Origin of the sequence: Polynucleobacter sp. AP-Sving-400A-A2, assembly GCF_018688155.1 — a bacterium.
In the GTDB taxonomy this organism is placed as follows: Bacteria; Pseudomonadota; Gammaproteobacteria; order Burkholderiales; family Burkholderiaceae; genus Polynucleobacter.
On the sequence record NZ_CP061312.1, the window covers coordinates 951,975 to 964,956 of the forward strand.

The following is a 12,982-nucleotide window of genomic DNA, read 5'->3' on the forward strand; positions in this document are numbered from 1 at the left end:
TTACTTGGCTTGACGTTGAAAGCGCATTGCAGTGCCTTCTGCACGGATGCGTTTCCAGACAGAATCTTTTTCTTCTTGGCTAAAAAAGACCCAATTACTGACTTCGCCTAGGGTGCGGCCACAGCCTTGGCAGACATCATCGTATAGGGTTGTGCAGACTCCAATGCAAGGGGAGTCAGAGCTATCGTCACCAACGGCCAAAGAATTTGCCCCAGCTTGTTCTGGTGAGTTGTTATTGGATTCGGTCATAGCAGTACTTTAGACGATTTCAAAGGAATGTGTTGCTCGAGCTCATCAACATAAGCTGCCATACCTTCGCGTTCACGCTCTAAAAAACGCTTTACTGCATTTGAAAAACTGGCATCCGCTATCCAATGTGCCGATTGAAGAGCGGTTGGTAAGAAACCCCTGGCCATCTTGTGTTCGCCCTGGGCCCCACCTTCAAATATCTGAATGCCTTCCTGAATGCAATACTCAATTGCTTGGTAATAAGCCAATTCAAAATGTAGGCAGGGAATATGCTCAATTGCACCCCAATAACGTCCGTATGCTTTTGAATTCGGGCGATCTACTACCAGTAATGATGAGGCAATTGGCCTCTCATCTTGGATAGCAATAATGAGATGAAAATTCTCAGGCATATCCCTTCCAAGTATTTGAATGCATTCTTCCGTTAAATAAGGGGAAGAGCGGTGCTCAATGTAAGTATTTTCATAGCAGCGATAAAAGAATGCCCAATCGTCTCTCGTTGCTTGCGTTCCTGGAATATGTTGATAGCTGATTTTGTGCATGGCTACAGATGCACGCTCTCGTCGAATATTCTTGCGACGTTTCATGGTGAGATCTGCAAGAAACTGCTCAAAATCTATGTAACCGATGCTCTGCCAATGAAACTGTACCGAGTTGCGAAGCATAAATCCTTGCTTCTCTAGCTCCAATAGTTCGTTACTCTCGGGAAAGAGGACGTGGGCAGACGAGAGTGCATTTTGATTAACTAGCGTCTTTAATCCAGAGACTAAGATTTCTTGTACTTCATTCTTATTTGCTGTTTGCGCTACGAGTAGTCTAGGTCCGCGTACTGGAGTAAAGGGTATGGCAGACAGCGCTTTGGGATAGTAAGGCATATTGTTTTGCTCATATGCCTGTGCCCATGCCCAGTCGAAAACAAACTCTCCATAGGAATGTCGCTTTAAATAGAGTGGCATTGCACCAAGTAATCTTGATTCAGAGTCTTCAACGAGCAAGTGAGCCACTTGCCATCCAGTATTGCCGCCTACACATCCGCTTAGCTCTAATGCATTTAGAAATGCATACTTTAGAAATGGACCTGCTTCAGGCGATAACAGGGCATTCCAATCATCTTCAGCAATCTGCGAAAGACTATTAATAACCCGAAGTTGGATAGCGTCTTGCTTCAACTAAATAAAAAAAATCTAGCGTTGAATTAATTCAATTTTGTAGCCGTCAGGATCAGTGACGAAGGCGATGATGGTATCGCCGCCCATGACCGGGCCAGCCTCACGCGTAACATTTCCACCGGCAGCCTTGATTTTTTCACAAGCGGCATAGGCATCAGCGACGCCAATTGCAATGTGTCCGTAGGCGTCACCAAGTTGATAACTCTCAACACCATGGTTATAGGTGAGTTCAATTTCAGATTGACCATCCCCATTCCCTTTTCCAAATCCTACAAATGCAAGAGAATATTTTTGCTCTGGGCGCTCAGTGCTACGAAGCAGGTTCATTCCTAAAACTTTGGTGTAGAAATTGATCGAGCGAGTCATATTGCCGACTCTGAGCATAGTGTGAAGAATCATCATTCTTTCAATATAAAGGTAAATCTGATTTCCCGTTGCTCAAGAAAAAACCCAGGGAGTTGGCCTGGGTTTGTTATCTTGAAGTACAAGCTTCTTATTGAATCTTGGCCTTAGAGCGAAGCTTTTGCATCAACTCAGAAAATTTCGCTTTTTGCCAATTTTGATCTGCTGTGATCATCTGCTTTAGCTGGTCTTTGATTTCTTCCATGCTTGGTGCCTTAACATCGCGAATATCGTCCATCTTGATAATGTGCCAGCCATATTGGGTCTTGACTGGTTTGTCTGTAATCTGACCTTTTTTGAGCGGCACCATCGCCTTGGAAAATTCTGGGACAAGCGCTTTATCGCTTACCCAGCCTAGATCTCCACCATTTGTTGCGGAGCCGGGGTCTTTGGACTTCTCTTTAGCAATTTGTGCGAAGTTACCACCAGCTTTAATTTGGGCAGTAATAGCTTTTGCATCCGCTTCTTTTTCTACTAGGATATGCTCTACGTGATATTCCTTGCCAGTATATTGCCCTTTAACTTGTTCGTAAGCAGCTTTTAACTCGGCTTCAGTTACGCCTTCTCTTTCAACGAAGTCCTCAAACACGGCAGCAATGAGCACGCCCATTTTGGACTGCTCCAATTGGTCTCGAACGGATTCCTTTTGTGTGATGCCACGGTTGTTGGCTTCTTGCAAAATAAGCTCACGAGTAACCAGCATTTCTCTCGCTTGATCACGAACTTGCGGATTATCTGGTTGATTTGATTTTTGAATTAATTTATCTAGTTGCGCCTTTGGAATTGCTTTGCCATTAACAATGGCAGCGTTTTGGGCATAAACGGCTGTTGAGAAAAGCGTAGCAGTGCAGGCGCTGATAGTCAAAAATTGGCGTGTGTTGAACATGGATGAGGAATTTAAATATTGGTAAAAGGGAATCTTAAAGCAATCTACGCTGAATGGGTGCTTTCGCTAGGGGTGTAGGCCAGGATGGTCAGGGCATGGATTGCATCAGGAAAGTGGCTATTTAAAGCAGCATAGATAGCTCTATGACGGGCTACCTTAGTCTTTCCCTCAAATTCTGGGGTCACGATGGTCAGTTTAAAGTGACCCCCACCAGAGGCGGCGCCCACATGACCTGCATGAAGATGGCTTTCATCCTCAATATGTAAATGACTTACCTGAAACGCTAATCTGAGGTCAGATTCAAATCGGACAATTCGCTCTTGATTAATATTCATTCTGCAGGATGCTCCATGTGACGGGTGAGCCAGACTCCTTGAAGAATCACAAATATAACCAGTAATCCTGTACTGCCAAATAGCTTAAAGTTGACCCACGTTTCCTCGGAGTATTCGAAGGCAATATAGAGATTGAGTGCGCCCATAAAAAAGAAAAATGTTGCCCAGGCCATATTGACTTGATGCCAAACTGATTTTGAGGTGGGTTCTTTCAGGGTGATTTGCTTACCCATCAACACTTGAATCCAGTTCTTTTGAAAAAATTGAGCGCTAATAAATAGGGCGCCTGCAAATAGCCAGTAAAGCGCAGTTGGCTTTAGTTGAATAAAAGTCTTATCGTGCAAGAAAATGGTGAGGCTTCCAAATACCAGAATCATGACAAGGCTGACCCACTGCATAGCATCAATCTTGCGGTGTCGGTAATACACCCACAGTATCTGACCAATAGTGGCAACCATCGCTACGATAGTTGCAGTGTAGATATCGCCAAATTTAAAGGCGATAAAAAAGAGGATGATCGGGAATAAGTCGAATAGAAATTTCATGAGCTTGATTATCCAGCTATTTGTAGATTATTCCGCTTTACTTGGTGCAGCATTTTCGGAAGGTTCAAACGCCAAGGATGCTGAATTGATGCAATAGCGCAATCCAGTGGGTTGTGGACCATCTTCAAATACGTGACCCAAATGCGCATCACATGCCGTACAACGCACCTCAGTGCGAATCATTCCATGAGTTGCGTCCCGAATTTCAGTAATGGCCTCGTTATTATCAGGAGCGTTATAGCTGGGCCAGCCACAACCAGCATCAAACTTAGTTGCGGATTGAAATAGCGGGGTATCACAACAAATGCAGCGATACTGACCAGCAGCCCAGTGATCCCAGAATTCCCCAGAAAAAGGTCTTTCTGTGGCAGCCTCTCGGGTCACTCGATATTGAATATCGCTCAGTGATTTTTTATATTCTTGATCTGTTTTCTTGTTCATGGCTATAAGGTGGTAGGTTATGAGGAGCAGCTAACTTCTATGCGCTGCATGTCGACGGGTGGTGGTTTGGCGTAAACTTCAAATTCTTCCTGCTCATCAAAAGGTTTGCTGAGTATGAGCTGCAATCGTTCGATTTCAGAAAAATCATCTTGCTGTGCCTTTTCAATTGCAGCTTGAGCGAGGTGATTTCTGAGGATATATTTAGGGTTGACCTGGTCCATCATTACTTTTCTAGCCTCGTCACTGAAGACTTCCACTTGAAGTCTATGAATGTAATCCGAAAACCATTGATCAATACTGTTGCGGTCAATGAATTCATTTCTTTGATTAATATCTGTTGGCTGGAAATCTTTTCGGATATTACTGAGATTTCGAAAGAATGTGGAGAAGTCTACTTTTGAATCATTCATCGCTTGTAAGAGACGCTCAATGAGCTCAACATCACCATCTTGCTCTAACTGAAAACCTAATTTAGAGCGGAATATTTGTTGCCATTCTCTCGCATAAATCACAGGGAACTCTTCTAGTGCCGAACGTAAAAGAGCTTGGGATTCTTCTGGTGAATGCTCCAGCTCTAGCAGTGGAAGCATAGCGCTAGCCAAGCAGGCCATATTCCAATGCATGATTTGTGGCTGACGATGATAGGCATATCTACCGCCATGATCGCTATGGTTGCAAATATGGTCAATTTCAAAATGATCCAGAAATCCAAATGGCCCATAGTCAATCGTAAGACCAAGGGCGCTGATGTTGTCACTATTTAATACGCCATGACAAAATCCTACTGATTGCCACTGCGCAACCAATTTGGCATTGCGAGCGCTGATCTCTTTAAATAAACTTAAATAGGAATCTTTTGTATTAAGACACTCCGGATAGAATTGATTGATCAGGAGGTCTGCCAGCTCTTTGAGTCGGACAGTATTCTGAAGTGAGGCAAAGTGTTCAAAGTGGCCGACCCGAATAAAACTTGGGGCAATACGTGAACATACTGCTGCGGTTTCAACGGTTTCCCTGATAACACGCTGCTTCGATCCAACCACTGAAAGAGCTCTGCTGGTCTGTATACCTAAAGCATGCATTGCTTCGCTACAAAGGAACTCACGTATGGACGATCTTAAGACGGCTCTGCCATCACCCATTCTGGAGTAGTGCGTCTTACCAGCCCCTTTTAGTTGGAGCTCAAGCTGGTTCATATCACCCAACAAGATGGCACGACCATCGCCTAGCTGTCCTGCCCAGGATCCAAATTGATGGCCGCTATAGGCAGTTGAAATTGGGCTGGAGAAAGTGAGTGCGCCCGCATGCAATTGATTTCCCGCTAAAAGTTCAAGCCAATCAGGATCCTTGGGTATGCCAAGGGCTCCGATCTCAAGGTTTAGCAGTTTGGCAGCGGAGGCTGAGAATGCAACCCAATAGGGGTTGGATATAGGGGTAGGTGGGGTTAGCTGGCATACATCATCACCGCGGAGTGTAAAAGGCATATTTTGTATTCTATGGGTAATTCACAAGCGTCGCAGAAGCCTCTAGAATGACCTTATGACAAATAAAGTACAACTCAATGCAGAAACTCAACTTGCCAACCTAGGTGAAGAGCTTAACGTTCCTTTTTTAAAGTTACTAGGGGTACGGCTTATTACTGCCGAAATGGGCAAAGGTGAAATACTTCTAGCCCTCAAGCCCGAGCATAACAATACTTGGGATGTGGCCCATGGTGGTGTTTTGCTTACCCTGATGGATGTAGCCATGGCTGTTGCAGCCCGCTCAAGTGATCCCGGTGATCGCAGCGTCGTAACCGTTGAGATGAAAAATAACTTCATGCAAGCTGCTAGCGGCATCTTGCGCGTAAAGGCAGATACCGTACGCCGCACTGCCACGATGGCCTTTTGCGAAGCCAAACTCTACAACGATCAAGGTGAAATCTGCTGCATGTCAACCGGAACGTTTCAGTTTATTAAGCGACTGGCAAGCAAAAATGCGGATGGTGAGCGCGTCATTAACGAGGACTCCCGTCAGCAGAAATAATCTAACCGATTGGCCGCTTAGACTGAAAGGTTGGATCCCGGTGCAGTAGTAAGTTCACCCGTGACAACATCATGACCCACGGTGCCATTGGCATCAAATCGTCTCTCCACCATCTCAAACTGACCATCCTTGCGAACACGCAAAATAGTACTTGAGCGTGTTCCATAGCTTGGAGTTTTAATAAATGCAGCAGATAAGGCTTTTTCCCAGTCCGGATTAATGCCGGTATTGGGTAGCTCTTGCGGGCTTGCTTCGTGGGTATCTGCCAATAAGCGCAAATAGTGATCTGCATTTTTGAGTTGCCCGCTATCCATTGCCAATGTTTGAGCGAACGCTGCTACACGGTGATTGACTTTAGGCCATGGTGTATCCAACATCGCGTTTGATAGGCCATAGACTCCAGGACTAAGTGCTTGCTCAGGAAATACCTTCCTTGGGCGAATATGTTGACCCATCATGAGGCGGTTACTAACCCAATGCATTTCAGCATTCTCTGGATCGCTCAGATCAGCCATCAGCAGATTAAATCCGTTATACAGTTCAAACCGTTTGGCATTTTCTTGTATGTAAGCATGCGGCTTGTGCTGACCCGTTAAATAGTGCAGGCTGAGCTCTCCACGCGTTCTTGCATCGGGATTTTTTTCGCTAGGCGCTCTGACATTAGTCAATGCGGCAAACCGCCCCGTCTTTGTGAAGCCTAACCAAGTTCCCGGACTGCCCAATACATCCGCGCGGTCTTTGCCGGCTAACACATGTGGATGTTCGGACCACCACCCCATGGGATCAGTATCGCGCTCATAAAATTCATCACGGTTTGCCGCAACCACCAAAGGGTAGTCTGGATGAGATTTCCAGGCAAAAAGAATTAAGCACATAGCAAGATTAGTGGAATGAGGGAGGGATTAGATTTCTAATAAAGGGTAGGGTAGTGAATCTATCTTTAGGGCTGGCCCATCGCTCGCACCAAGATGTATTGCTCCAATTTCTAAGGCATCTAGCTTACATTCCACCTGCAGATCAATACGAGCCAAATTTTCGGCATTGCTAGCCGCCAGTACCACCATACCGCATGGCTGGCTGGTATCACCTTCTTGAAATAATTCTACGCCTGGTTTTGAGATCTCCAGTGCAGTTGCGCTCGAATCAACATGTACAAGTTGAAGTCTACGTTTTACTGCACCACGATATTGGCTCCGAGCAACAATTTCCTGGCCCGGGTAACAACCTTTTTTGAAATCCACGCCAGCAACGGATTCAAAATTAATCATCTGCGGAACAAATTGCTCCTGAGTTGCTAAAACAATTCTGGGGATTGCACTCAGCACCTCTAAAGAATTCCACTGATCTAGTGAGGCTTGATCAATTGATGACGGGGTAGCCCCCGCATTTTTCTGGGCGATGAGGGTGCGCTGAAAAGATTGATCTTGATTCAGCACGTCAGGCATGCGCAAAGAGAGGGCGTCTTTAGATAGATTGGAGGATTGACCAACATTCTGGCTTTGATAGGCGCCAAATACTTCCCAGTCATCCGAGGCATTCACCACTTTTACTTTTGAGCGCAGTACGTACATTGACAATCGTTTTGCAGTACTCGCTGCAATATCTTTAGAGACAAAAAGGGCGAAACGGTCATCCGAATCAAGAGATTCTGGAAACAGTCCAAGCCAAGCGCTAGAGAGAAGGCGCCCTTTGGGGCTGCAATAGCCAACCAATCGAACAGCATCGGAACCATAGGCGATACCACCCGGCATAGTGCGCTTAAGGCTAAGCACGGAGTTGCTTAATTGACTTTGTAGCAAGGCTGCGGCATCAGGCCCCTCGACCAAGATCAAGCCCCAATCGGTCAAAGGGGTAAATCCATGGTTTGGGCTGGAGGCAGGCATTGTGGCGTTTTCTGTGCTGAAGGTCATGAGCTTTTATCATAGCCTGATGAGCAGAAAATTTCAGAAAAGTCTTTTTATGAAACCTTCAAAGAATGGTAGTTGGAAATTCTATGCCCTCATCTTCATTACCCTAGCGCTTCTTTTGTACGCAGCCATCTTTTTATGGCCGGTTGTACCAGCCATATCAAATATTGATAAGGGATCTGCCTATAAAGTCAAAATAACACCCCAATCCGGCCTTTCTGCAATTACAGCTCAGCTGTCTGAGCAGGGCATATCTACAAATGTAGTTAGTTTTCAAGTTGCAGCAAGGGCACTGTTTGTTAGCTCTAAGTTAAAGCCGGGAACCTATTTGCTGGCTCCTCGCGCTAGCCTGGCAAATATTTTGTTACAAATTGCTCGTGGTGATCGAGTTCGAGAGAGTGTTGCCATCATTCCGGGCATGACCATATGGCAACTGAGAAGCCTAATTGATAAACATCCAGCACTCATTCATCAAACTAAAGGCATGAGCTCCAAGGAGCTGCTACAGACTATCGGACTTACTTATCCAGGCGATGAAGGCCTCTTTTATCCAGATACCTATATTTTTGACCCAGACGATTCAGATACTTCAATCTATCGAAGAGCTTCACAGGCTATGCAAAAACAGCTCACGGCTACTTGGGAGCAAAGGGACTCAGCCACACCCTTAAAAACGCCTTATGAACTGCTTATTTTGGCCTCGATTGTGGAAAAGGAGACAGGCCGCTCGAGTGACAGGTCTATGGTCTCAGCAGTTTTCATCAATCGTCTCAATTTGAATATGCCCTTGCAGACCGATCCAACCGTAATTTACGGAATTGGCCCCAAATTTGATGGCAATCTGCGAAAAACAGATTTACGCAGAGACAGTCCCTACAATACTTATATGCACAAGGGTTTGCCACCAACGCCAATAGCCATGCCGAGCAAGGAGTCGCTCCTCGCTGTGATGCATCCAGCAAAAAGTGATGCGGTGTTTTTTGTGGCACGCGGTGATGGCACTAGTCACTTCTCCAAAACCTTGAAAGAGCATGAAAGCGCAGTTGATCAGTTTCAACGTAAACGCAATCCCTCTAATCAATCTAAGTCTCAGTAATTGTTATGACAGTTCATTTTCCAGGTTATTTCATTAGCTTTGAAGGTATCGATGGTGCGGGTAAAAGTACCCATATTGAATCTTTCAGCAACTTGATTAAGCAGCGATATCCTGATCGCGATGTTGTGATGACCAGGGAGCCCGGCGGCACTCAATTAGGCGAGCAACTTCGCGCTTTATTACTTGAAGCCCCAATGAATTTAGAAACTGAGGCATTGCTGATGTTTGCTGCTCGCAGGGAACATATTGCACAAGTAATAGAGCCAGCACTGCAAGCAGGAAAGATTGTGATCTCTGATCGCTTCACGGATGCGAGCTTTGCTTATCAAGGCGGCGGTCGCGGCTTAAGTCTAGCGAAGTTAAATGATTTGGAGAAATGGGTTCAGGGTCGTCCTGATGGTTCATTGCTTCAACCTAATTTGACCTTCCTTTTTGATTTACCTGGTTCAGTTGCACAAGCGAGAAGATCAAAGGTAAGGGCGCCTGATAAATTTGAAAAGATGGATCTAGATTTTTTTGAAAAAGTTCGTCAAGAGTATTTACGTAGAGCAAAAGCAGATCCAAATCGTTTCTATCTGGTAGATGCTACCCAAACACCAGAAGCTATTTGGCATGAGCTCGAGACATTAAAGATGAAGCTCTAAATGAGTGATGTGATGTTAGCAAATGCGTCGGTGAAAAAAATAGCCCCATGGCTAGAGCCCATTTGGGATGGCATGAACTTGGCCGCATTTCCTAACGCAGTTTTAATTCATGGTCAGTCCGGTATTGGTAAGTTTGAGTTTTCCATTGAATTAGCCAGGGCGCTGTTGTGCGAGACTTCATCCGCTATAAAGCCGTGTAAGCAATGTGAAGCCTGTCGGTGGTTTGACTCTGGTAACCACCCTGACTTTATTGCGCTAGTCCCAGAAACACATCGTAAGCTTTTACCGCAGGGTGATTTTGATTCGGATGCTGAATCACCTAAAAAATCCAAGGCCAGTCAAGCTGATTCCGATGGTGATGCGCCCGAGAAAAAGGAAAAGAAAAGCATCTCTATTGAAGACGCCCGCAGTGCAATTGAAGGGCTATCTATTGGATCTCACCGCGGTGGAAACCGAGTCATTCTGGTTTATCCGCTAGAGATGCTTAAATCAGATTCCGCAAATACCTTGCTGAAATCTCTTGAAGAGCCTCCAAAAAATACTATCTTTATTTTGTTAGCAGATCGCCTTGATCGTGTCTTGCCAACCATTCGTTCTCGCTGCCGCTTGCTGTCTGCACCGCGACCAGATCGATTGATTGGGCTCAATTGGCTACATACCGAACTAAGTAAGATTCCGGGTTTAAAAATGAGTGGTGCCGATGTCGAGTCTATTTATGACGAGCAGGGTGGGGCACCCTATGCAGTATTGGATTCCTTAATTGCGCGTCACAATAAAGATGAAAAGGATGAGCTGACGATTGCCATCCAAGCTTCGCGTTACTTATTGCAAGCGATGTCGCAGGGCGCTCGAATGAATTGGCTAGATGCGGCTGATAAGACTCAAAAAGCCCGGTATTCAGTTTTGTTGGCTACTATGCAGCGATGGGTCTCTGATGTGCAAAGTTGCGCCCAAATGGGTTCGCCGCGCTATTACCCCAAGCATGAGGCCACTATCAAGGCGCTTGCGCAGCAGGCGCGTCTTCCAAAGCTGCTCCGCTTCTGGAAGTCTTTGATACAAGCGCGGCGTCACGAAAATCACCCGCTGGCCACCCGTATTCAACTAGAAGCATTGCTTTCTCAGTACCAGCAGGTATTTGAAGACTAAAATAGCGAGTCATGTTTATAGACTCACATTGCCATCTCGATTTTCCAGAATTTCAAAGCCGTCTACCTGAGGTTTTGTCGAATATGGCCGCCTGCAAGGTGAGTCATGCTTTGTGCGTATCGGTAGACATCCCGGACTTTCCCAAGGTGCGCAAGCTAGCCGAAGATCATCCTCATTTGTATGCCTCGGTTGGGGTGCATCCAGATTACGAAGATACGCCAGAACCCAGCTTTGAATTCTTAGTCGAAGAATCAAAACATCCAAAAATCATTGCGATTGGCGAAACCGGGCTTGATTACTTTCGCATGGGCGATCGCAGCTATGAATCCATGGAATGGCAGAGGGAACGCTTTAGAACGCATATACGTGCTGCTATTGCAGCTAAGAAGCCTCTCATCATCCATACGCGATCTTCTTCTGTTGATACCCTCAGAATCCTCAAAGAAGAGGGTGCTGATCAGATTGGTGGCGTCATGCATTGCTTTACAGAGACCACTGAAGTTGCCAAAGCTGCCATTGAAATGGGGTTTTATATTTCTTTCTCTGGCATTGTGACCTTTAAGAGCGCTAAGGATTTACAGGAAACTTGCAGGGAAGTTCCTCTGGATCGCATGCTGATTGAGACAGATTCGCCTTATTTGGCCCCAATTCCTTATCGCGGCAAGACGAATGAGCCAGCTTGGGTTTCCAAGGTTGGTGAATTTGTTGCTGAGCTGAAGGGTGTTTCAGTTGAATTGCTGGCAGAACAGACTTCAAGTAACTTTTTTCAATGTTTTCAAATAAATAGAGCAATTTCATGAGAAGTTCATTTAAATATAGCCACTTTTTTCATGCCTCCTTATTGTGCTTTTCTAGCCTTGCAATTGCACAAACTGCTGATCAGATTACGGATTTCACCAAAGCTGCGAAGTTTGATGACGTCTCTGAGGTGCAGTCTTTAATAAAGGCAGGCGTTACCCCAAATGCGCTCGATCCTAGAGGCACCCCCATGCTGATCCTGGCTATTCGGGATAAATCCTTTAAGGTTGCGGATTTATTGCTTGCTAATCCAGCTACGAACATCAATTTGACTAACAAAAGCGGTGAAAACGCACTGATGATGGCTGCTTTTGATGGTCAACTGCCTTTAGTAAAGTCCTTGGTTATTGATAAAAAAGCCGCTGTAAATAAGCCTGGTTGGGCACCAATTCACTATGCGGCCACCAATGGTCACTTAGAAATAACTCAATTCTTAATGGCAAATGGCGCCCAGGTTAATGCGTTGAGTCCAAGTGAGACAACGCCATTGATGATGTCTATTGGCTCCGGCAACGATCAATTAATTAAATACCTGCTTGATAGTGGCGCAGACTTACGCATGCGAAATCATGAGGGTTATACAGCGATAGATGTTGCCCAATTATTCGGCAAGGATGATATTCGTAATGGCTTAATGTCACGTTGGTTAAAGCTCTACAACCAGCCATATCCTGGCGGCCCCAAGAAGTCTCCTTAATAAGTGATATAACTGCTTAATGCGTATAATCATTATTATGTCAAACAAAAAATGTAACTGGATTTAAGGGACCCCATCGATGACTTTGAGCGGTTTGTTAGACAAGCTTCCCGGGCTTAACTCCCTACCCAGTTTCAGCACGCTCTTTGCTGAAATTAATGCGGATATGGGCGATAGTGATATCTGGGTTTTGTTATTTCTAACGTGTTTGATGCTCACATTACATGGTTTAAGCGTTTTATCAATCGCAGGTATCTTTCATTGGATTGACCAAAAACTCGAAAATAAGCGGGTCTATGGAGCGAACTTTGTATCCTATTTCTTTGCAATTTTATTGATTATTGCCATCCACCTGCTTGAAATCATTGCCTGGGCATACATATGTTTGGGATTGCAGGTATTTCCCACCAACCTTCAAACTCTATATTTTGCTGGTGAGATGTATACAACCGTTGGCTATGGTGAATATGTTCTTACTACGCGCTGGCGAATCCTCCCCATTATTATTTCATTCTCCGGAATCTTTGCAGTATCCATGTCTGGGGCTGCGCTTTACACCATGATGGGTGCTTTACTGGGAAGATCAAACCAAAACCCCAGATCAGGCTCTGGGTTCTAAATTAGTAGCTGTAGCCCTCTTAG

17 protein-coding genes are annotated in these 12,982 nt (G+C 45.2%); 7 read left to right on the forward strand and 10 right to left on the reverse strand.

All coding sequences use genetic code 11. From position 1 onward, the window contains the following. The 8 genes from C2758_RS05065 to C2758_RS05100 form a co-directional block, all read right to left on the reverse strand. Positions 1-249: a DUF1289 domain-containing protein gene (locus C2758_RS05065; RefSeq protein WP_215329883.1), complete on the reverse strand. Its 249-nt coding sequence runs from the start codon at positions 247-249 to the stop codon at positions 1-3. Then, positions 246-1,418 (reverse strand): GNAT family N-acetyltransferase, encoded by a 1,173-nt coding sequence (locus C2758_RS05070; protein WP_215329884.1) that lies wholly within the window; start codon positions 1,416-1,418, stop codon positions 246-248. Before C2758_RS05070 ends, C2758_RS05065 begins: the two co-directional genes overlap by 4 nt. Before the next feature lie 15 nt (positions 1,419-1,433). Further along, complete coding sequence (gene gloA, locus C2758_RS05075) at positions 1,434-1,820, reverse strand: lactoylglutathione lyase (RefSeq protein WP_215329885.1); 387 nt, start codon at positions 1,818-1,820, stop codon at positions 1,434-1,436. A 91-nt stretch (positions 1,821-1,911) separates the two neighbouring features. After that, a complete protein-coding gene (locus tag C2758_RS05080) occupies positions 1,912-2,706 on the reverse strand; it encodes a peptidylprolyl isomerase (RefSeq protein WP_215329886.1) in 795 nt (264 codons plus the stop codon). A gap of 44 nt (positions 2,707-2,750) precedes the next feature. Then, complete coding sequence (locus C2758_RS05085; RefSeq protein WP_215329887.1) at positions 2,751-3,041, reverse strand: BolA family transcriptional regulator; 291 nt, start codon at positions 3,039-3,041, stop codon at positions 2,751-2,753. Beyond that, positions 3,038-3,586, reverse strand: a complete 549-nt coding sequence (locus tag C2758_RS05090) for a septation protein A (protein WP_215329888.1) — start codon at positions 3,584-3,586, stop codon at positions 3,038-3,040. The genes C2758_RS05085 and C2758_RS05090 overlap by 4 nt, the downstream gene beginning before the upstream one ends. A 27-nt stretch (positions 3,587-3,613) precedes the next feature. Further along, positions 3,614-4,027: a peptide-methionine (R)-S-oxide reductase MsrB gene (msrB, locus tag C2758_RS05095; RefSeq protein ID WP_215329889.1), complete on the reverse strand. Its 414-nt coding sequence runs from the start codon at positions 4,025-4,027 to the stop codon at positions 3,614-3,616. Positions 4,028-4,044: 17 nt separating this feature from the next. Beyond that, entirely contained in the window at positions 4,045-5,511 is a 1,467-nt protein-coding gene (locus C2758_RS05100; protein WP_215329890.1) for a YdiU family protein, read from the reverse strand. A 55-nt stretch (positions 5,512-5,566) separates the two neighbouring features. Here C2758_RS05100 and C2758_RS05105 point away from each other — a divergent pair, with 55 nt between their 5' ends. Beyond that, on the forward strand, positions 5,567-6,052 hold the full coding sequence (locus tag C2758_RS05105; protein ID WP_215329891.1) for a PaaI family thioesterase: 486 nt from the start codon (positions 5,567-5,569) through the stop codon (positions 6,050-6,052). 17 nt (positions 6,053-6,069) lie between these two features. Here the strand turns inward: C2758_RS05105 and C2758_RS05110 are convergent, their stop codons facing one another. Next, entirely contained in the window at positions 6,070-6,927 is an 858-nt protein-coding gene (locus C2758_RS05110; protein WP_215329892.1) for an NRDE family protein, read from the reverse strand. Positions 6,928-6,954: 27 nt separating this feature from the next. Next, positions 6,955-7,962 (reverse strand): folate-binding protein YgfZ, encoded by a 1,008-nt coding sequence (locus C2758_RS05115; protein WP_215329893.1) that lies wholly within the window; start codon positions 7,960-7,962, stop codon positions 6,955-6,957. Positions 7,963-8,011: 49 nt separating this feature from the next. On the opposite strand from C2758_RS05115, the gene mltG reads away from it, so the two are divergent. The 6 genes from mltG (at position 8,012) to C2758_RS05145 (ending at position 12,959) form a co-directional block, all read left to right on the forward strand. After that, positions 8,012-9,055: an endolytic transglycosylase MltG gene (gene mltG / locus C2758_RS05120; protein ID WP_251369269.1), complete on the forward strand. Its 1,044-nt coding sequence runs from the start codon at positions 8,012-8,014 to the stop codon at positions 9,053-9,055. A gap of 5 nt (positions 9,056-9,060) precedes the next feature. Further along, positions 9,061-9,699: a dTMP kinase gene (tmk, locus tag C2758_RS05125; RefSeq protein ID WP_215329895.1), complete on the forward strand. Its 639-nt coding sequence runs from the start codon at positions 9,061-9,063 to the stop codon at positions 9,697-9,699. Continuing rightward, positions 9,700-10,845 carry a DNA polymerase III subunit delta' gene (locus C2758_RS05130; protein WP_251369270.1) on the forward strand — a complete coding sequence of 382 codons (1,146 nt, stop codon included), beginning with the start codon at positions 9,700-9,702 and terminating at the stop codon, positions 10,843-10,845. It begins immediately after the preceding gene. Between the two features lie 11 nt (positions 10,846-10,856). After that, positions 10,857-11,645 (forward strand): TatD family hydrolase, encoded by a 789-nt coding sequence (locus tag C2758_RS05135; RefSeq protein ID WP_215329896.1) that lies wholly within the window; start codon positions 10,857-10,859, stop codon positions 11,643-11,645. Continuing rightward, positions 11,642-12,340, forward strand: coding sequence for an ankyrin repeat domain-containing protein (locus C2758_RS05140; protein ID WP_215329897.1), 699 nt, complete (start codon positions 11,642-11,644; stop codon positions 12,338-12,340). Before C2758_RS05135 ends, C2758_RS05140 begins: the two co-directional genes overlap by 4 nt. Before the next feature lie 79 nt (positions 12,341-12,419). Further along, positions 12,420-12,959 carry an ion channel gene (locus tag C2758_RS05145; RefSeq protein ID WP_215329898.1) on the forward strand — a complete coding sequence of 180 codons (540 nt, stop codon included), beginning with the start codon at positions 12,420-12,422 and terminating at the stop codon, positions 12,957-12,959. The last annotated feature ends 23 nt before the right edge of the window (positions 12,960-12,982 follow it).

Coding starts and splice junctions, on each gene's coding strand:
- C2758_RS05065 (WP_215329883.1), bottom strand. CDS start 249: ATGACCGAATCCAATAACAACTCACCAGAACAAGCTGGGGCAAATTCT.
- gloA (WP_215329885.1), bottom strand. CDS start 1,820: ATGATGATTCTTCACACTATGCTCAGAGTCGGCAATATGACTCGCTCG.
- C2758_RS05080 (WP_215329886.1), bottom strand. CDS start 2,706: ATGTTCAACACACGCCAATTTTTGACTATCAGCGCCTGCACTGCTACG.
- C2758_RS05085 (WP_215329887.1), bottom strand. CDS start 3,041: ATGAATATTAATCAAGAGCGAATTGTCCGATTTGAATCTGACCTCAGA.
- C2758_RS05090 (WP_215329888.1), bottom strand. CDS start 3,586: ATGAAATTTCTATTCGACTTATTCCCGATCATCCTCTTTTTTATCGCC.
- msrB (WP_215329889.1), bottom strand. CDS start 4,027: ATGAACAAGAAAACAGATCAAGAATATAAAAAATCACTGAGCGATATT.
- C2758_RS05100 (WP_215329890.1), bottom strand. CDS start 5,511: ATGCCTTTTACACTCCGCGGTGATGATGTATGCCAGCTAACCCCACCT.
- C2758_RS05105 (WP_215329891.1), top strand. CDS start 5,567: ATGACAAATAAAGTACAACTCAATGCAGAAACTCAACTTGCCAACCTA.
- C2758_RS05110 (WP_215329892.1), bottom strand. CDS start 6,927: ATGTGCTTAATTCTTTTTGCCTGGAAATCTCATCCAGACTACCCTTTG.
- C2758_RS05115 (WP_215329893.1), bottom strand. CDS start 7,962: ATGACCTTCAGCACAGAAAACGCCACAATGCCTGCCTCCAGCCCAAAC.
- mltG (WP_251369269.1), top strand. CDS start 8,012: ATGAAACCTTCAAAGAATGGTAGTTGGAAATTCTATGCCCTCATCTTC.
- tmk (WP_215329895.1), top strand. CDS start 9,061: ATGACAGTTCATTTTCCAGGTTATTTCATTAGCTTTGAAGGTATCGAT.
- C2758_RS05130 (WP_251369270.1), top strand. CDS start 9,700: ATGAGTGATGTGATGTTAGCAAATGCGTCGGTGAAAAAAATAGCCCCA.
- C2758_RS05135 (WP_215329896.1), top strand. CDS start 10,857: ATGTTTATAGACTCACATTGCCATCTCGATTTTCCAGAATTTCAAAGC.
- C2758_RS05140 (WP_215329897.1), top strand. CDS start 11,642: ATGAGAAGTTCATTTAAATATAGCCACTTTTTTCATGCCTCCTTATTG.
- C2758_RS05145 (WP_215329898.1), top strand. CDS start 12,420: ATGACTTTGAGCGGTTTGTTAGACAAGCTTCCCGGGCTTAACTCCCTA.